The organism is Paenibacillus sp. V4I5 (genome assembly GCF_030817255.1).
Taxonomy (GTDB): Bacteria; Bacillota; Bacilli; order Paenibacillales; family NBRC-103111; genus Paenibacillus_E.
In genome coordinates this window covers 3,873,768-3,893,433 of sequence record NZ_JAUSZB010000002.1, presented here as the reverse complement: position 1 = coordinate 3,893,433, position 19,666 = coordinate 3,873,768, and the positions used below count along the sequence as shown (strand labels likewise).

At 48.0% G+C, this 19,666-nt stretch carries 14 protein-coding genes; 11 read left to right on the top strand and 3 right to left on the bottom strand.

Annotated features, from left to right (window positions below):
- Positions 1–193 precede the first annotated feature (193 nt).
- Together QFZ78_RS19575 and QFZ78_RS19570 are read right to left on the bottom strand one after the other, a co-directional pair.
- Positions 194–1,858 carry an MORN repeat-containing protein gene (locus QFZ78_RS19575; RefSeq protein WP_307550091.1) on the bottom strand — a complete coding sequence of 555 codons (1,665 nt, stop codon included), beginning with the start codon at positions 1,856–1,858 and terminating at the stop codon, positions 194–196.
- A 57-nt stretch (positions 1,859–1,915) separates the two neighbouring features.
- Positions 1,916–2,302, bottom strand: coding sequence for a DUF4280 domain-containing protein (locus QFZ78_RS19570; protein WP_060645930.1), 387 nt, complete (start codon positions 2,300–2,302; stop codon positions 1,916–1,918).
- Positions 2,303–2,645: 343 nt separating this feature from the next.
- Here QFZ78_RS19570 and QFZ78_RS19565 point away from each other — a divergent pair, with 343 nt between their 5' ends.
- The 10 genes from QFZ78_RS19565 to QFZ78_RS19520 all read left to right on the top strand — a co-directional run bounded on the left by QFZ78_RS19565 (position 2,646) and on the right by QFZ78_RS19520 (position 18,088).
- On the top strand, positions 2,646–5,948 hold the full coding sequence (locus QFZ78_RS19565) for a stalk domain-containing protein (RefSeq protein WP_307550089.1): 3,303 nt from the start codon (positions 2,646–2,648) through the stop codon (positions 5,946–5,948).
- Between the two features lie 17 nt (positions 5,949–5,965).
- Positions 5,966–8,731 carry an adenylate/guanylate cyclase domain-containing protein gene (locus QFZ78_RS19560; RefSeq protein WP_307550086.1) on the top strand — a complete coding sequence of 922 codons (2,766 nt, stop codon included), beginning with the start codon at positions 5,966–5,968 and terminating at the stop codon, positions 8,729–8,731.
- Between the two features lie 21 nt (positions 8,732–8,752).
- Positions 8,753–9,247, top strand: coding sequence for a GNAT family N-acetyltransferase (locus tag QFZ78_RS19555; protein WP_307550084.1), 495 nt, complete (start codon positions 8,753–8,755; stop codon positions 9,245–9,247).
- 47 nt (positions 9,248–9,294) lie between these two features.
- Positions 9,295–12,327 carry a cyclic nucleotide-binding domain-containing protein gene (locus tag QFZ78_RS19550; protein WP_307550083.1) on the top strand — a complete coding sequence of 1,011 codons (3,033 nt, stop codon included), beginning with the start codon at positions 9,295–9,297 and terminating at the stop codon, positions 12,325–12,327.
- 74 nt (positions 12,328–12,401) lie between these two features.
- Entirely contained in the window at positions 12,402–12,818 is a 417-nt protein-coding gene (locus QFZ78_RS19545) for an ATP-binding protein (RefSeq protein WP_307550081.1), read from the top strand.
- On the top strand, positions 12,815–13,150 hold the full coding sequence (locus QFZ78_RS19540) for an STAS domain-containing protein (RefSeq protein WP_307550079.1): 336 nt from the start codon (positions 12,815–12,817) through the stop codon (positions 13,148–13,150). Before QFZ78_RS19545 ends, QFZ78_RS19540 begins: the two co-directional genes overlap by 4 nt.
- A 21-nt stretch (positions 13,151–13,171) precedes the next feature.
- On the top strand, positions 13,172–14,620 hold the full coding sequence (locus QFZ78_RS19535; RefSeq protein WP_307550078.1) for a PP2C family protein-serine/threonine phosphatase: 1,449 nt from the start codon (positions 13,172–13,174) through the stop codon (positions 14,618–14,620).
- A gap of 133 nt (positions 14,621–14,753) precedes the next feature.
- Positions 14,754–15,611 (top strand): eCIS core domain-containing protein, encoded by an 858-nt coding sequence (locus QFZ78_RS19530; protein WP_307550076.1) that lies wholly within the window; start codon positions 14,754–14,756, stop codon positions 15,609–15,611.
- Between the two features lie 84 nt (positions 15,612–15,695).
- Complete coding sequence (locus tag QFZ78_RS19525; protein ID WP_307550074.1) at positions 15,696–17,555, top strand: hypothetical protein; 1,860 nt, start codon at positions 15,696–15,698, stop codon at positions 17,553–17,555.
- A gap of 14 nt (positions 17,556–17,569) precedes the next feature.
- The gene (locus QFZ78_RS19520) at positions 17,570–18,088 is read left to right on the top strand and encodes a YbjN domain-containing protein (protein ID WP_307550072.1); all 519 of its coding nucleotides are present in this window, start codon (positions 17,570–17,572) and stop codon (positions 18,086–18,088) included.
- A gap of 59 nt (positions 18,089–18,147) precedes the next feature.
- Here QFZ78_RS19520 and QFZ78_RS19515 read toward each other — a convergent pair whose 3' ends face one another.
- Complete coding sequence (locus QFZ78_RS19515) at positions 18,148–18,786, bottom strand: hypothetical protein (RefSeq protein ID WP_307550070.1); 639 nt, start codon at positions 18,784–18,786, stop codon at positions 18,148–18,150.
- A 224-nt stretch (positions 18,787–19,010) separates the two neighbouring features.
- On the opposite strand from QFZ78_RS19515, the gene QFZ78_RS19510 reads away from it, so the two are divergent.
- Positions 19,011–19,631: an NUDIX hydrolase gene (locus tag QFZ78_RS19510; protein ID WP_307550068.1), complete on the top strand. Its 621-nt coding sequence runs from the start codon at positions 19,011–19,013 to the stop codon at positions 19,629–19,631.
- The last annotated feature ends 35 nt before the right edge of the window (positions 19,632–19,666 follow it).

Below are 19,666 nucleotides of genomic sequence, written 5' to 3'. Positions count from 1 at the left end.
CCGGAATTCGAGCTTTTTCACCCAAATAGCAGAACGACGTTCCGTCAAGGGCGGAGAACGCTATTGTCAGGTCTGAGCTTTACGCCTAACTACCCTTTCCGTGTGCAAAAGGAACTCGTTTAGCATACGAAGGACATGAGGCAGCTTCATCTGCAAAAGGAACCCGTAAACACACAAGGGGCAACAGCCCCTCTTATTTGGTAGAGCTGACCTGAAGCAGGTGAGCTTCTTTGGTTTTGTTGAAATGCGTGAAGGTGAAGATGAAATCACCTTTGTAATAGCTGTTCGTGTAAGTGCCAGCCCCGGCACCCACCCCGAGTTCCATGACGATGTAGCCGGCATCACCCAGTTCGCCGCGCTTTTTGATGGTCTCGATGGCTGGCTGCAGCAGCGCCAAAGGCTTCGAGCCCCAAATGCTGAGGGAGGTGACAACGGCCTCCTTCGGGTTGCCCTTGGACGGCTCTACCAGCAGCGACAGCTGGTAGGCCGGATAGTTCAGCAGGAGCTTAACGCCTCCTGCTGATGCCGGATCGGCCGCGCCAGCGTCAGCGGCCGGAGGTTCCACGGCGGCGTCGCCCGCAGCCGCCGTCTCCGCGGAGGCAACCTGCGGTGCCTCCTGGCCCGCGAGCATGACGCTGGCATCCTGCAGCGTCACCTCGTCCGGTTTGCCCAGCAAGTCTTCGACTTTCTTGCTGGACAAACCGATGAAACTCTGCAGGCTGGCCTGGCCGCCTGCAAAGAAGCTCCGCAGCAGCGGCGCGCCGTCTGCGTCAAACAACGTGCCAAGGCCGTCATAGACGCCGGCCTTGAAATCGCCCTTGTAGACGAGTTTACCTAACTCGTCATACGCTTCCCCGGCGCCGCTAAGGACGCCGCTCTGGAACGTGCCTTTGAAGCGCGGCACGCCCTTCTCATCGAAGGCGGTGCCTTCACCGCCATACGCGCCAGCGAGGAATTGGCCTTTATATTTGATCAGGCCATTCGTATAAAACTCGGTGCCATCTCCGGAATAGCTGCCGTTCTTAAAGCCGCCTTCATAAATAAGAAGTCCCTTCGCATCAAAAAACTTACCAGCCCCGTTATATTGACCGGCTGCAAATTCACCCTCATATTGGGCGATACCGCCCGATGAGAACAGCTTTCCAGTCCCATTGTATAGGCCGCCGTTAAACAAGCCTTCATACAAAAGATCTCCGCTTGGCGCGAATAATTTCCCAGCTCCGCCGTATTTTCCATTTTGAAATTCGCCGATATACTGCACGTTCTGCTGGGGATCGTATTGGGTTCCAGCTCCGTTAAAGACATCTCCGGCAAATGCTCCTTTATATTGCAGGGTGCCATTTTCGTCGTACAAGGAGCCGTTGCCTGATTTTTGCCCCTTTTCAAAATCACCTTCATAAGCGGGCTTGCCGTTGCTGTGGAAAAGTTTACCTTTTCCGGCATATTTGCCGTCAACCAGATCCCCCACATAGAGAGAATCCTTCTGGGTACCCACGACTTTGCCATTGCCTGAAAAGCTCGTAAGTTTAGGGGTATCTTTCTGAAGAACAGGAACGCGATTCAACCACTTATTCACGATTGCAGGAGGGCGGATGAAAATAAAAAAGACCAAAACGAGTAGGAACAAAGTGAGGAAAAGAAGCAATCTTTTGGAGATATAATAGGAGCCGATCAAAACGTAGTTTTTCAGCGACGTTTCGCGCGTCTGCAGCATGACCCTAAGGAGCTGTTGAATCTTAATGATCGCTAGTTTGGGCAGCCTTCCGACTGTTAAGATGGCTTTCATGATATGCCCAATGAATGGTGCAACGACAGGCCTTAGCACTTTTTCAAGGGTTTTGACCGGCTGGATCTCCAAATCTTCTCACTCCTAGATGGAATTATTAAATGGTTTTTTTTAAAATGAGTTAAAATTTTAAGGCACCTGAATGGTCATTTGCCCTGGTTGCTGTATTTGAATGACACCGCCCCAGTTGCACATGCATTTGGACGTATTGTTCAGAGCGGGCATGTTCGCGACAAGCACGGTCGGTGACCCAGGAGCCCAGGGTGCAGCTGTTACAGGTACGCAGGGCATGGGAGTCAGAACTCCAAGTGCAGCCGCCGTTGCCGCAGCAACCATCGGATTCGCCATAGAATTACACATCCCAAACGGCATTATGTTCACCATCGGCTTATTATCCATAATGTTGGCAATGGGCATAGCGGTCATCACCATGTTCGCCGGAAGCACCATTAACGTACCAGGCGCTGCACCGAACGAGCACTGCAGCATCGCTCCGCCGCAAACGAGGTTTCCCATGTGAATCTCTCCTTCCTTGTGCAAAACTTGCCGCCGAGCTTCCAGAGATGAACATTTAGCATGTTTTCAGCGTTAAAGTAACGAAATTAGCAGTCATCCTGCGTTTAAGGTTGTTTTATATCGTTAAAGTAGCTTTGAATGGGGGAAATGAGCTGTACCCAATTAGGACTGCGTAATCCCTACAAAAATCCGCTGTTTCCATTACTTTTATACTACTAGATAAGTATATGAGCAGTCTATTACTATATTCGATCGTTTTCACTATTTTTCTCCAAAAGATGGGTGCGGGAGTGGGGGTAGATATTGTACTATAAGAGGAGATGGTTGAGCGGAGGGATTCATAGTGATAGGGGTAAAAGTGAAGTTGGGACTTGTGCTGCTGCTAGGAGCCACGTCGATTGTGGCAGCGGGTTCGGGAGCCGAAGCTGCGACGGTGAAGTCTTTAACCATGCGGGAAGCTATCGATCAGGGTTTGAAAATAAGTCCGCAATTGCGGGATGCCAAGACCGATATTTTGAAGAAAAAGATAGAGCTGGAGCAAGCGCAGCATGCGGTTAAAAATGAGGAAGCTAAGGCTTCCGGACTATTTGCCAAACCTCGCAATTTAGGTCAGGAATTATCGACTCGTTTGAAGGTGCCTGAAGCACGCAAGCAGCTTTATATCGCGCAGGAAACATTGCGGCAGACGACGAATACTGCCCGATTTGATGTGCAAAAAGCTTATTTAGCAGCTTATCAAGATGCAGTGGCAGAAGAAAATGCACGGAAGAAAACGGAAGAAGCTAAGACAGCAGTGGAAACGGTGAAAAAGAAGCGGAAATTCGGTCTTGCAGATAGTACTGAACAAGAGAAGGCAGATAAGGCGCTGGAGAAGTCGCTATCTGAATATAAACAAGCGCAGCTAACGGCCAAATCTAGTCGTCTAGCACTGGGCAAGCTGCTGAATTTAGAAATGGAAAATAAAGTTCAGCTTTCGTTTGAGCCGGATTACGCGGATTTGAATCAGAAGCAACTGCCTGCCTATATCGCAAGGGCTCAAAAGTCAACGCTAAGTTTGCTTAAGGACACGGAGGATCGGCGGTTAGCAGATGAGAAGCTGAATACGACGCGTGATTTGTACAGCTCTAAGTTTGGTTCGGCGCGAATGAAGGTCATGGACGGCATGTATAAAGCCAAAGATGTGGATATGGAGCTGTTCCTAGCTAGTTATGAAACGACACTTTCACAAGTGAAGAAGGATTGGGAAGGCTTTTTCATGCTGCTTGGATTCATTCCTATTCCTAAATCGCTGCTTCAAGGGGAGTTTGACGGGCTGCGCTATTTGGACGATCTCAGGGATGCGCTTCCGATCGCGACTATGGAGCAAAATAAAGCACTGCTTCAGGAGAAGGAAAGCCGGAATGCAGTCATTGCTGCGGTGCGGCAGTCATTTTTGGAAGCAAAAGGGGCCGAAGAAGGCTATGCGCAGGCTTTGCGTGATAAAGACAATGCGGTAGCCAATCTGGATAAAGCGAACCAGAAACTGAAGTTAAGTCTGATGAAAACGGATGAGCTGCAGGCTTATAAGGACACTGTCATTCAAGCTGATCAACAAATTCTATCTGCACAAATGGGTTATAAAATGGCGCTCGGTAAGCTGGATATAGATACCGGAGGAGCGGTCGAAAGAACGTTAAAGAAAGGTATCTTGCCTTATCGTGACCTTGATGATGGACTTGCTGCGGTTAAGCCCCAAAAGCCAAAGGCTCCCTTAGGAACCTGGAAGCTGAAGCCTGCAGTAGGCCCTCTGCTTAGCGACTTCAGTGTCACCGTAAATAAAAAGCTGGGCGCTACGGAGTACGCGGTGTTTACGAAAGAAGGCCGTGCTATTGGGAAGCGGACGAAGATAAATAAGCCTGTACGTAATTTATCGCTGAAGTTTAGTTCAATTGATCAGCTGAAGGTTGTGCTATATCAAAAAGGGAAAAAGATCGATGAACTACCTCTGGAAGGAAAAGGGAATTCAGGGCAATTAGTAGCTGCAACTGCCGATGATGGAACGGCTGGTGACTCAGGCAGCCAATCTGGTGGCGGCACAGGTGAAAATGCCTTAGGTTCAGCTGAAGAAGAAAAAGGGCTGGGAACCGTCATCATCGGTTCCTACAAAGTACAGCTAGACGCGCTAACCCCAGCAGCCTATAACGCAGCAGCAGCCACGATGACGAAGTCGGGGCAAGGGATTTTTTATAAATCGGAGGAACCTGGGGCGGTTTGGATTGGCATGGATAATGCCCTAGACCCTAGCGCGCTAACCGATCCAAGCAGTTCTGCTGTGCTGACGAAGGAAGCAAAGGCTGCTTTGAAGGTTACCGTCGAGATCATGAAGCCGGGAGCTATTGCTTCCTTGGAAACACCCGCACAGCTGCAGCAGCAGATCGATACGCTGAAGAAAGATATCGTGAAGCTGGAAGCGGCCAAAGAAGCGGCCGTAACGGACTTGAAGCTGAACGAGATCGCCGATCTAGCCGTTCAGCTGAAGGATGCAGAGGCCCAGCTCGGGATGCTGGAAGCGCTGCTGAAAGGCGACAGCCAGGCAGCTCTCAAGCAGATGGAGCTGGTGAACAACCCGGATGCGCTGATCGCAGCGCTGTCCGAAGAAGCCGCACCGCCGGTCGAACCGGGCGGTGAAGGCACTCCCGGCGGCGCAGAGCCGGACGCCGGGAACGAGGCCAGCGAGGATCAGCTGGCCGAACAAGCCGAGCTCCAGCAGCAGAAGCTGGAGCAAGCCCTCGCCGCCGGCGAGCCGAAAGCGGCAGCAGCTCAGCTGCAGCCGCTTCTGGCGACGCAGGCGCAGCTCGCGGATGCGCAAACTGGCGCATCCGAAGGCTTGGCTTCGCTCAAAGAAGCGAAGCTGAAGCTCCAAGCTGCGCTTAGCGCAGCGCAGCAGGATCCTGAGCGGGTCGCGACGCTGACCCGCTCACTACAAGCCGTCGACGAAGCGATGCAGTCGCTGCAGAAGGACGCGCTGTTCGCGCAGCTTGACGCTGTGCAGGAGCTGCTGGCAGCGCTGCCGCCAGCTTCAGCCGTGCAGCAGCAGCTGGAACAGCAAATAACCAAGCTGCTGGAGCAGCTCCAGCAGCAAGAGAAAGCCAAATACACGCCAGAGGAGCTGCAAGCTCTGGCTGAAATCTCAACCACCTTGGCTGACATCACAGAGGTAGACACAAGCTCTGGTTCTGACGGTTCAGTTGGTTCTGTGCCGTCTGGATCCGACTCTGACCCAGATTCCAGCCTAGTTCCTGTCACGATTCAACCCATTTCGGCAGAAAACGTACTTTCTCCCAATATTTTCATCAAATTCGACGTTCCGCCTGTTATAATAAACGGGCAGGCCTATTTACCTATAAGATCCGTATCCGAATCGTTCGGTGCGGCCGTTGATTGGGACCAAGAAAGCCTTACCGTAACGGTAAGCACGGAATATGCGACCATCACTAGCCGTATTAATAGTACTACGGCTTACATAGATGGTGAGCCCGCCGAAATCGATGGACCTTCTTTGCTGCTCGCAGGAAGGACCTATGTTCCACTAAGGTTCATTTCCGAGTCCCTAGGACTTCAGGTCGACTGGCATGCACCAACTCAAATCATTCAGATTTCTAATTAAGAGGAGATTAAAGAGCGATGAAGAAATCAATTGCGGCATTGCTGCTCGTACTGCTGCTTCTGGGTGCTGCCGGTACTTATCTTAGTCTAAACCGGGATAGCTTCACGCTATGGCCCTTTAACAAAAGCATGCCCTTTGATGGTTTATCGAAGGCTGTCTCTGATCATCAAAACAATTTGTTCGTGATCGATAATGCCAAAAAAACCATTCACAAGCTGAACAGCCAAGGTGTTCTACAATTCTCCATCACAAGTGAGACGGGGAAGAACGGGGAAGTGTATCGCTTTAATGATATGGCTGTCGATGACCAAGGCTACCTCTATACCATTCGTACACTGCTTGATCCTTACGGCATTGCGGTCAAATCCGAGCAGATTGTTCGTTATAAGCCTAACGGACAGTTTGATCGCAGCTTGTTTACAGAAGAATATGATTCACAAACGAAACGATACAGACTTGGATCCTTACGAAATATCCAGGTTCGTGAAGGTATGGTGTACTTTTTCAACGACGAGGTTCAGCAATTAACCTTATATCAGGCCCCTGTAGGAGAAGCTTCATCCTCAGAGCCCAAGTCCATTTACACGATTAAGCTTCCGGAGAATAAATATGTGTCCGAGGCAGATGGTTATAAGCCTGGAGAGATTTACTATTCAACACGCAGCGGAGAAATTTATCGTGCTTTTACTGATGGACGCTCCGAGTTGGTTTATCCGCTTCCGGGTCTTGATCGAACAAGACGTAATTTTCCAGAGAGCATGCATCTGGATAATCAAGGACGGCTGATTTTTATCGATTTCAACAGCAAATCAATCTCCAGACTTGATCCCAAGCAGCCCTACATCATCGAAGGTCTTGTGAATGAGGATAAAGCCAAAGCTAGCGGCGTGGAGCTTGCCTTCGATGCAACGAATAGCAGTATCGCTCAAGATGGCAGCCTCATTATTGTAGAATCAGCTCAAATTAATCGCCGTCTTTCGGATGGAACCATTACCCCCTCCCTCGTAGAGGCGTTGTATAGCGAATCCACGAAAACAAAGGCCATTATTCTTTGGTCTATCGCTATAGCAGGAATTCTACTTCTGCTGTTTGCAATCAAAATCGTTTTCTTTAACTTGCTGCAGCGTCGTCTCCCTCTCATGATGAAACAAATTTTTATTTTAGTACCGGTTATTGCGGTTTCGATGATTCTTCTCTCTACTGTCATTTACACTAGCTTCTCGAAGAAAATGGAAGAAGAAACCTTCAGTGAGCTTCTCTTACTGGCTAAAAACGGTCAAAACCTGATTGATGGCGATAAGCTAGAGAGTCTTACTTCACCTCTGGATTACAATGGGACTATTTATCAATCGTTCCGTAAAAAGATTCAATCTGTCTTTGACAATAATGAGCAAGATGATAATCAAGGCTTTTACAAAGCGGTTTATAAATACGAGAACGGCGTCATTTATCGTATTTTGGAAGATGATGACGGGATGCATATGTTCAATCCTTTTCTACAAACACCCGAGAATCAGCAGGTCGTGCTTCAAGGGAAGCCAGCCAAAGGCCAATGGCAGGATTTCTCCGGTGAGTGGAGATATGCGATTGCCCCTATTTTTAACTCAGCGGGTAAAATTGTCGGTGTTTTCGAAACAAGTAAAAACTTGGACGGCATCCTCAAGCATCGCCAAACGGTACTCCAATCGATCATTCGCAACATTGCTTTTATTTCGATAGGCTTACTGCTCGTTCTCTTTCTGATGACTTATGTGCTGCTCTCTTCGATTCGTAAGCTTCGCAATAGCGTTGGGGAGATTGCCAAGGGCAACTGGGATGCGGTTGTTACGATAAACACAAGGGACGAAGTGTCAGACCTAGGCGACAGTGTCAATACGATGGCTGCTCGCATTCGGGATTATATCACCAAAGTAGAAAACTTCAGCCAATCCTACTACCGCTTCGTGCCGCAGCAATTTCTGCGTTTTTTGAACAAAGAAAGCATACTGGATGTCGAGCTTGGCGATCAGGTGGAGCAAAATATGTCCATCTTAATTTTCAATATCCGAGGCTTTTATCAACTGTCCAAAAGGCTTTCGCCGGAAGAGAACTTCAACTTTGTGAACTCATTTCTTAAAAGATTCGGACCTTATGTGCGCAATCATCAAGGTCTCATGAATAAGTACTTAGGAGCGGGCTTCATGGCGTTATTCCCGAATCAAGCAGATGAAGCGCTGCGAGCCTCTATTGAGATGCGTAAAGAACTGGACATCTACAATTCTCATCGAGCCAAAGTTGGTTATAAGCCTGTTGATTTCGGCATTGGTTTGCATAAAGGACCGCTTCGACTAGGGATCATTGGTGAGGAGCAGCGTTTGGAAGGCAATGTGATTTCCGACGGGGTTAATTTGGCAACCATGCTGGAGAAAATGACGGAACCGCTAGGGGCATCGATTCTCATTACCGATTATGTGGTTCAATCGTTGGAGCAGCCTGCCGGCTTCCACTATCGCAATTTGGGATTGATTCAGGTTGAAGGGGTGAAAGAGCCGCTTCATCTGTTCGATGTGTACCAGGGTGATCCGGATACGATTCGAGCTCTGAAGGATAAAACCAAAGCTTTGTTCGAGCAAGCCGTAACGTATTACCAGGTAGGCCGTTTCTATGATGCTCGTGAAGCGTTCTTAATGGTTATTAAGCAAAATCGCCAAGATAAAGCAGCACAGCTGTATTTCTATATTTGTGATGAATACTTCCAAAACGGTACAACAGCAGAGTGGAATGGTACATTATCTGTTTCTTAATGTGAAAGAGGCGATCTTGGCATGCATGTACAAGAATTAGTAATGGAAAAGGACGCATTGCGAATTACAGATTTCTATTTGTCTTCGGATTCTTTTGATGACCAGCGGCATACACCGGGAGAGCTTGATCATTTCCGCAATGCTCCCCTGCTAAGCTTAACGCAGCGCAATCATCGTCATTGGTTTATTGAGAACGAATCAGGTGAGATTATTGCGGTTACCAGCTGCAAGGAAAATGAACATCAATCCGGAGGATTTCTGTGGGATTACTTAGCTGTACACCGCGAGTACCGCAGACATGGCTTTGCGAAGATATTATTCCAAGCGTTAGAGACGTTCGCTAGGTCAGCGGAGGGACGATATATACTTACCTATACCTGTGATTTGCCAGAGTATCAACCCATCCAAAAAATGTTTACAGCGAATGGTTTTGAATTAATCGGCACTTATCCGAACTACTATTATGAAGGTGAAGCCAGGCTGGCTTTTTACAAACCACTGTTAAACAACAAATGAAATAATAGATTGGACCTGATGATATGCAAGGAAGCTTAACTAGATGGATGGGACTGCGCACAGAAGATATTCGGAAGCTATGGATGATGCTACCGATCTTTTATTTTAGCGGGATTGCTGAATCCTTGAACTATACCGCGTTCATGGCGCTTTTTAACCAAAGATTCGGTGTGCAGTATTTACCTTATATCTATATCGTAGAAGCGGCAATCATGCCTCTAGAGGGCTGGCTCTTAGCGAAGCTGGCGAATCGTCTGCCCAAGGCCAAAATGATGACTACGCTCTACCTAATCATGATGGGATTGCTGCTCCTCAATGGTGCGGTGCTGCTTGGATTTAAGCTTGGCGGCATTGATTTCAGGTATTACTACCCGATTCTGTTCTTGTCTTCCAACTTTGTCGTGAGGCAGTTGACGCTGCTGCTTTGGAGTACGGCCTTTGATCTATGTCCTACTCAGCAGGCCAAAAGGTTAATGCCGGTGTTCATCGCTTCGACGACGACCGGCGGTATTACGGCAGGCTTGATCGCCCACCAAATTGGTAAACTGCTAGGTACCGAAGCGGTGTATGCGCTTGCTCCAGTGTTGATGGTGTTCGGCTTCATCTTTTTCCGCAAAGCGTTGGCACGGTATTTGGTGCCCTTGACTTTGAAAGAAGACAAACGATTGAAGGACCTTGGAACTTCTGGAGCGGGTGGAGAGGCACAGCAGCCTGCTGGCTATTATGCGAAACAGATGCTGCGCAGCCCGTTCCTGCTTTGCGCCATTGCTTTGATGACACTTATGCCTGCGGTTTATTTTATGATCGAGTATCAGTACTTCACGGTTGCTGAGAGCAAGTTCCCCAAGGAAGGCGATCTAACCTCATTTTATGGATTAATTACCGCTATTCAGTTCACGATCTGCTTGCTTCTACAAACCGTGTCTACCCGCTTAATGAACTGGCTGGGCGCGAGCAATATGCTGCTGGCGATTACGGTTATCTTTCTTGGCGGCTTTGGACTTACTGCTTTGTTTTTAAATCAATCGCTGGGGCTCGTGATGGTATCCGGCTCTTATGCCATTTTTTATATTCTGCTGTATTACATTGCGGAGCCGTGCTATCAGCTCTTTTTTAAAATGATGCCTATCGGAAAACGCGACGGCTATCGTTATTTTGCTCAGGGTGTGGCTGCTTCGGGCGGGATCTTAATCGGTTCGCTGCTATCCTTACTGCATTCGTTTGGTCTCATTCAGCTGTCCCCTCTTGCCTGGGTAGGTGTAGTTGCAGCGGCTATTCTCGTCGTTGTGGCTTGGTACGGAAGGAATCTGTACATACGTGAGTTGGTCAAAAGTGTGCAGTCCTTGCATGCGGATCTATCGGATATTGCTGGCTCCTTTATCGGGGGCATTCGCAGCTCCAAAGCTTTGGCCTCCATGCTCGGCTATCTGAAGCATCCGAATGATTATGTGCGAGAGTTGGCGCTCGAAGTGATTGGTAAAGCGAAAGATTCCGCTTTCCTGCCGCAGTTGATCGGAATGATTGGTGAAGAAAGCTCAAGAATCCGCATTGCTGTGCTGCGGGCGATGAATTTGCAAGGGGCAACGATCCAGGATCTCGTGCAGGTGGCTTCATTCTTGGAGGACGAGGACCCTGAGGTACGTGCTGAGAGTGTGAAGTTGATTTCAAAGGCAACGCATCTCAAAAGCCAATCGCATTTCTTCATTCGTGTTAAGCTGCTAGATAACCATCCGAAGGTTGTACACGAAGGCGTTAAGGCACTTTATGCGCTGGAAAGTGAAGAAAGCTATCAAGCCTGTGACGAGGCGATTATTAAAATGCTCGATAACGGTGGTGAATGGGCCGTTTATGGCTGTCATACCGTCGCTGATCTGAAGCTTGATTCCTATTCAGCATGGGTGTTATCGCTGCTCGACGATCATCGTCCTGCTGTCAAAGTTGCGGCTGCGCACTGTATGGGTAAGCTTCAGCAGGTGGATGCAATTCCCCGCCTCTTGTCGATGGTGCCACTCGCAGATCAAGAGCTGCGCAAGGCCATTCTCGAGGCTTTCGTAGATATGGGGGCTAAGGCCCTGCCAGCATTGCTGAACGGCGTGAATCATGTGAATCCGTTTATATGGAATTCGGCGGTTACAGCGCTTGCTGAGCTGCTGGATGAAAGTAAATTACGTTCAGAGTTAGTTGACCGCTGCGTTAGTCGAATGCTTGCTTCCACGCAGGAACGCGCTCTACCGGCTGCTCTTCAAGAGCTGGGGATGCAGGGGCTTGCTGAGCTTGCTAATCAGCGCTGCGGGGAGCTTCATAATGCGCTGGTAGGCGGTGCGTGGGCTGTAATGGCCAAGTTCGTAGATGAACGTGTGGTGACGACACTCCGCGAAGCGACTCAGGACGAGAGTGATGAGGTTCGTGATAACGCTTTGGAAGTTCTTGCTGAGGGACTCGGCGATCGCAGATTGGCCCTGGCACTGTTGGAATTATTAAAGAAAGAGACTGTGAGAAGCAGTGTAGCAAGAACGGAGCCGCTTCTCATTTTGCAAGAAGCTAAGTTTTGGTCGGATGATTGGCTTCGAGATATTGCTGTTTATGCACTAAGTTCACTGGAGCGTGCCGATATGAAGGAAGATCGTAAGTTTTTAACGATGCTGGATAAAGTTATTTTCTTGAAGCAGGTCTCCCTATTCGCGGACCTGTCCGTGGATGAACTAGGTTTAATTGCAGGGATTGCAACGGAAGAAGTACATGAGGATCTTACTTATTTATTGCGCCGTGGTGAGCGGAATGCAGCCATGTATCTCATTATTGAAGGCAATGTTGAACTGAGCAATGAGACAGGTATTGGGGAGACTGTAACGATTGGTGTACTAGGACCGAAGCAAGCGTTCGGCGAAACGACGGCATTAGACGGATCGCCTTCCTCGATTACAGCGCAAGTGATTTTCGATGAGGTGCGTGTGCTCACTTTGCAAGGGGAAAGCTTGTCTCGGTTAGTGAGATTATATCCAGAGATCGGGATTGGGCTGCTTCATGCTTCTAGTGCCAGAGTGCGGCTGCTCGAAAATATGCTTTTGAAAATGGCTTAAAGCAGTTGGTCGGCTAGTGGCTTCAGTAATCAGCGTCTGAGAGGGTGAATGTCGTGTCATTGGAGTCTATCGTTTTGAGCAATGATCTGAAGGAACTGGAACGGCTAGGTGTATTCTTACGAGACTTGTCGGAGACGATGGGCATGGATGACCATACGCTATACCAAGTGAATTTAGTCTGCGACGAGCTTGTGACGAACATCATTCTCTATGGCTATCCGCCTGGTGAAACCCGTATGCATACGATCCGAATTGATGTGGGGCGTGTCCCTGGTGGTTGGGAGCTTCGAATGACAGACCGCGGAGTGCCATTCAACCCTCTGTTGAAGTCAAGTCCGACTGTGGATCAGAGCTTGGATGATCGAGGGATTGGCGGTCTCGGTATCTACTTTGTGAAGCAGGTTATGGATGATATTGTGTATGAACGCTTGAACGAGGAAAATGTTCTAATGATGAAAAAATGGCGAATCAAGGAGGAGGGAATATCATGATAATAACCGAGCAAATGCAAGGTGAAATCACGCTGCTGAGCTTAAACGGCCGACTGGATGCGAATACATCCGCGAGCTTGGAATCGGCTTTTGCCAAACTAGTCGAGCAGGGGAAGGGCAAGTTCGTGTTTGATCTTCAAGGTCTTGACTATGTCAGCAGTGCAGGGCTCAGAAGCTTACTTTCAGCAGCCAAAATGATTAAGGTAATTCAAGGCAAGCTGGCGCTGGCACGAATGAATGAGCATGTGAAGGATGTTTTCGACATGTCGGGATTTAGCCGTATTTTCTCGATTTATGAGACAGAAGCGGATGCCATCCATGCGATTTCTTAGTTGGAAGGGGAGGCGCGCTAAATGAATATCGTTGTTGGTGTGCTTCTCATCGTTTGTCTTATGGTTATCATTTTGTGGAAGCTGAGTGAGCGGAAACGAAGATTTGCAGAGTTGGAGCTTCAACGGACAATGCAACTATTCGATGTGAGCCTGGAAGTGAATTCGACGATCCGCAAGCAGGATTTGCTTGTGAAAATCATGGAAACCTCTTCCCGGATTATGAATGCCGAGGCTTCATCGGTTATTTTGGTCGATGAGGAAAAAGGGGAGCTGTTCTTTGACCTCGCGCTTGGTGAAAAAGGCGATGAAGTTCGTGAAATTCGCCTCAAAATAGGTGAAGGCATTGCAGGCTGGGTCGCCCAAACCGGCAAATCGGTCAAAATCGACGATGCTGCGAAGGATGAACGCTGGTCGTCAAAGGTGGCCAAACGGGTCGATTACCCGACACGCAGTATGCTCTGTGTCCCTCTTGTTAGCAAAGGGAAAATTATCGGTGTGCTGCAGGTGCTCAACAAACGAGATGACGCTCATTTCACGGATCGCGATTTGCAGCTTCTCGAGTCCATCGCTTCGCCAACAGCTGTTTCTTTGGAAAATGCCATGTTGTATGACGCGCTGGAGAAGTCGATTCATGCATTGAAAATGACGACGGCTGCTAAGGAACGGATGGAGAGCGAGCTGCGCATTGCTACAGACATCCAGATGGGCTTCCTGCCTCACGGGAGTTTGTGTTTAAGCAGTGGCGGCGTTGAGGGTGATATGAGCAGCTCATCTGAAGCGGGAGGTCTTGAAAGTAGTGACGTAGCCGTCGTGGAGACACAGGCCATTATTCGTCCTGCTCGTGAAGTCGGCGGGGACTTCTACGACTACTTCTGTATCGGGGCGGATCGCTTGTTCTTCGTGCTTGGCGATGTATCTGACAAGGGAATACCGGCTGCTTTGTTCATGGCGGTAACCATGACGTTGTTGAAAGGGAAGATGACCTCAGAGATGACTCCTGGAGAGCTGTTGACGGCAGTCAATCAAGAGCTTTATAAGGATGACTCAACGATGTTTGCAACGATTTTCTGCGGTTTACTAGATGTTCGATCAGGGCAGTTAATTTATAGCGATGGTGGGCATTGTCCCCCTTACATCATGCGGGGAAGCGGAAACGTGGAGCAGTTGAAAGGGAAGAAAGGGCTTCCGCTTGGCGTTATGGATGATATGCTTTATATGGATAATGAAATGACATTAGGTCTTGGTGAACGAATTATACTGTATACCGATGGGATTACAGAGGCGGAGGATCTGCTGCAGGAGCAATATGGCTTCTCCCGACTAAGTGAACTATTGAAGAAGGAGCAAGCAAGTAATCAAACGAGCTTGCTTGAGCGGATGGTTGAGGACGTAGATTTCTTCACGAATGGCGCTGTCCAGTCTGATGATATTGCTGTGCTCGTTATAGACAGAAATACAACCAAAATGTAATCTCAAAGCCATATAGTTGTGATATAGTGAATTTATACGACTTTATGCGTTCAGACACGGATAATTAGGGGATGCAAGCCATCAGCGGATGGGAAATAAGACTGGGAAATACCACAATAGGGGGTTCATGCCAATGCAACAGTCACGACTAAACAGGCAACCAGATACTTCTTTGCAAACGAATCAACGTACCAAAAGCAGTACGCAAGGACAGTCTGCGGGAGCAGATCTGATGAATATTCAGCGCACGATTGGCAACAAAGCTGTTGGCAGCATGCTGACTGTTCAGACGAAGCTTACTGTTGGACCCGTGGGTGATTCTTATGAACAAGAGGCCGATCAAGTCGGTAAAGAAGTAGCTGATCATATCGCAGCATCGGAAAGTGGCGGGGCATCTAAGACTGACGTTCAGCGTACGGAGAGTGAAGGTGCAGGTTCGGAAGACGAAGAACTTCAGATGAAGCCAGCGGAGACGATCCAGCGTATGGAGGAAGAGGAAGAGCTGCAAATGAAGCCAGCAACCGAAACGATCCAGCGTATGGAAGAAGAGGAAGAGCTACAAATGAAGCCAGCAGCAGACTCGATCCAGCGTATGGAGGAAGAAGAGGAGCTTCAGATGAAGCCAGAGGCAGACTCGATTCAGCGTATGGAGGAAGAAGAGGAACTGCAGATGAAGCCGTCGGCGGACGGAAGCTTTGATGCAGGGGCTTCTATCGAATCCAAGATCAAATCGCAGCAAGGCAGCGGAAGTAAGATGGATGATAGCATTCAAGCGAAGATGGAATCGGCTTTCAAAGCTGATTTTAGCAACGTTAATATTCATAATAATGCGGAGTCTTCCAAGCTTAATGCGGCGTTGGGAGCGGAAGCATTCGCAACAGGAAATGATATCTTTTTCCGTGAAGGCAGATATAACCCAGAAAGTCATCAAGGTCAAGAACTCCTGGGGCATGAATTAACGCATGTAATCCAGCAACGAGGCGGCAAATAAACTTAAATCTACGGCAACAAGGAATACTTATTCGCTTGTTGCCTTTTTGTATGGATAACATAACGCACAAAGGAGTCAGGCTCTGTGGCAAAAGGTTACCAAATTCAAACCAAGTCGATTGCATCTGTACACCAGAATTCAAATCAATCGCAAACATCTCAGACCAGTAGTAGCGCACCTCAGGCATCTCCACTGGCTCGGGACTTTTTTATGCAAATGCAGCGCACAGCGGGTAATCGGGCAACACAAGCTTATGCGAATCAACTTATTCAGAGAAATCCTACGGCTACCCAGCCGCAAGTGGTTCCTTTGCCAACGGCAACAACAGCGCCATCCGTGGCAACGCCTGCGCCACTTTCCACTGTAGCAACACCAGCTACAACAGTAGCGACCCCGCAGAGTGACGGGACTAAAGAAAGTGCGGACATGGGATCTGGCGTTGTTTCAACATTCAGTGACAGTTTCGGGATGAGATCGGAGGACTTGGATGAGTCCTTCAAAAAATCGAATAATGCGGGTGAAGAAGAACTATCGAATAGCACGGGAGCTGTTGCTTCAACAGCGGATCTCATTGGCGGACCGTTCCAAATTTTGAGTACGATCAGAGAAATGCTAGCCATTTCTGAAGATGACCGAACAAAATTAGACTACACGTCAGCAGGTTTATCCATAACCGAAGCAGGAGCCAAAATGGTCAGTGGATCGGTAGGCTTGATAGATAAATCAGCTAAATCCACAGGTCATGAAGATGGCGTGGGTGCTTCCTCCTCCGTCAGTGACTATTCCGGAACGGTTGCTGAAGCGATAACTTCTGTTAAGAGCGCCATTTTGACGGTTAAGGCGATTTATGATTTGTACAGTAAGCATGCTGAAAATGGCGGTCTGGACAAGGGCGAAAAGTCCAAAGGCGCTATTGAAATTATTAGCAATGCCATTCAGACTGCGCAATCCGGTCTCAAAGTGGCCAAAGGCATCATGAAGCTTATGGAAACAAGCACAGCCAGCTTAACATCCGTAATACCAGGTGTCAGCATTGCTGTAAGCGGTGTGAAGATTGCTATTAAAACAGTTGATGTCATTAAAGCTGGCTTAAATCGCTCAGCCATGACAACGTTGAAACGTGACTTTAAAGGGAAGCACACGGGTGCGGACTTCATTATTGCTAAGCGTTGGTTCCGCAATGCTGGTGTGGATAAAGCAAAGCTTGCAGCGCATAAAGCGGAGCTTGAACGGAAGAAGGCACTAGGAGTTGCAGGTGCCGCAGAGCAGCTTGAAGAAATCGCTGAGTATGAATTAGCGAAAGAAATGAAAAATATTAACGTGAAGCGTACAACACGCGGTGGCTTGCAAATCGGGTTAGAGTTAACTAAAATAGCTGCAGACATTGCAACGTTGACTGGGGTCGGAGCGCAAGTCGGAACGCCGCTCAAAATTGTCGCTTCCGGCGTAAGCGCCGCGATACCGATTGCGAGGAATTTGAAACAAGCGGGCCGCGATCGCGCCTCCAAAGCCGGCGCATGGGGAATTACCAAAGCGGTCTTTGATGCTGATAAGTCGACTGATAAGAAGCGGGAACAACGCGGACGGGATGCGGATTTAATTCTGAATTTGATCAGGAATCTTCCTAAGCTATACGAGCCAGCACCAGCACCGGTGACTGCTGCGCCAACACCAACATCGGCATCAGCACCTGCAACATCAGGACAGGCTCCTGCAACAGCAGCACAGCCACCAGTATCTGCGACACCTGCACCAGCGCCTGCACCGATAGCTATACCTGTAGCAGCAGCTATGCCTACAGATCCAGTTATTCTTGCTCGATATGAGCATGTACGCAGTTATGTAGAAGCGGCAGGAGTAAGTTTACCAGCCCTTAAGACGGTTGAGAACGATCGAACTAAATTGAGAAAAAGCTTGATTGAAGCCATGGCCCAAAGAGAGTAGGAGAGTGTACATACATGTTGCCAGATAAAATACATGCGCGTCATTTGGCGCAACTAGGGCTTCTGAAGGAAATTTTAGATGAGACAGGCCTAGCAACCAATTTATTGGAAAAATCCGAAGCGATTCCGCTTCACGTCCTTATGGCGGGGTTTCAAGAGGACAAAAAAGGCAGGGAACGTTTCCTTCACTTTAGCTTTTTACCGCTGAATGATGATGAAATTGGTGCGATTCAGCTGTTGCAAATTTACAGCACGCTACCTTTTCATCTGCAAGAAGGATCGCGCGATGCCGTGGCTTCTGTCCTGCTGGAAATTAACACAAGATTGCCGATCGGTCATTTTGGCATCAATGAACAGAATGAGCTTCACTATCGGTATGTGTATAGTATTTCAGCGTCCAGCACTTTTGAGAGCGAAGAAGTGTTGGAGATTCTCAGCTTGTTCGTCTACATGTGCGATATGTTTGCTGAGCATGTTGAATTAGTAGCGAGTGGCGAAGCCTCTGCCGTGCAAGTTGTTCAGTCTTTGAGATAATTGAAGTAAACCGAAAAACCGATTCCTTCTTTAGTAGGAGATCGGTTTTTTGGCTGGTACTATTTGATTTTTGTCTGCAGCAGTTCGATAAGCTGCTTACCGGGATCTCTCATTTCGCCGCCAGCAGGACGATTTCCATTGCCATTCTTGCCGCCAGTTCGATCGGGTGCATTGGCGTTTGGTTGTGCGGAAGCATCTGGTTTATTTGCTGTATTTCCAGATTCACCATTTCGATTACCCTTGCCATTGCTGGTGTTTCCGTTATTCCCAGGTCCATTTGCAGCGCCGTTTCCTTGATTGCTCATACGCCCAGCTGAGTCTTCTATAAATTTCTTCTGGGCATCCGTTAGCTTTTCAATCAGCTTGGTCTTGTTTGCATCACTAAGCTCAGCTTTTGTAACGATTTCTTGGGCAACGGGCAGCATAGCTTGAGCTTGTTCCTTCGTAATGGTAAGTCCATCTGCTTTGTCTAGCATGAGCAGCGTCTGAAACGTACTGAACATTTGTCTTTGCGCAGCATTCATGACAGGTCGGTCTTGAGCATTTTGCTTGTCGTCTGCCTGTGATTGTCCATTTTGTTGTTGTTGCGGTTGTGCTGAGCTTGCTGCAGCAGGTTGTGAAGTTGAGGGATTCCCACAAGCGCTTAATAATACCGGGATAAGGATGCATAAGCCCGCTATTTTTGTCATTTTTATCATGCAATGTATCACTCCTATCAATCATCTTCTTCACAATCCTACATGGCAATTATGAAAAATCTGAGAAGAGAAGCTGAATGATACCTAAATGTTAGCTTAATTTGTGCTGAGGGATATCACACAAATGATGTCGTAATCGAAATGATTGCGCCACGACACCCATAGACTAGTGATAAGGGCATCCAGCTAATGGGTGCCCGATTGCAACCGGGGAGGTACTGTTTATGCAGGAGCTTGTTGGGGAATGCAAGGCATGTAAAAAGCCGATTTTCTGCAATGATGGATTTATTAACGGCGTAGTGTTAGACGATAACACCTTAATATGCTTTGAATGCTTCAAAGGAGAGAGCGAAATCGAGAAGTGGCACCGACACTTGGGTGCATATGGAATTTGCTTGCATGAAGGAAGCCTTTTGGTAATCCGAAAGAGTAATGGTCCATATATCGGGAGGTTCGACCTTCCGGGAGGCACAATTGAACCTAACGAAACTTTAGCGGAGGCAGTGCGAAGGGAAATTAAGGAAGAGGCTGGAATAGAGATTCAAATTAAAAAGAATATCGGCGTGTGTGATTTTATTGTTCCATATTTACTTCCTAAGAGAGGAACTTCTCATATTCATCATGTGGCTATATTTTATTCAGTTGAATATATGGGTGGAAATTTATCATCTAATCCTAAAATGTTTGAGGGGCAAGATTCTTTAGGAGCATTATGGGTTCCAGTGAGTGAGTTATATTCAGAAAATTCATCGCCTCTTGTCCTTCAAGCAATTGAATGGTTAAGATCAGGTGAATTGCCGATTAACATTCAGCGTTTGGATGAGTGGGTCGTAAAGAAGCTTTAAAAACTAACAAAAAAGAAGCTGCTCGGGCAGCTCCT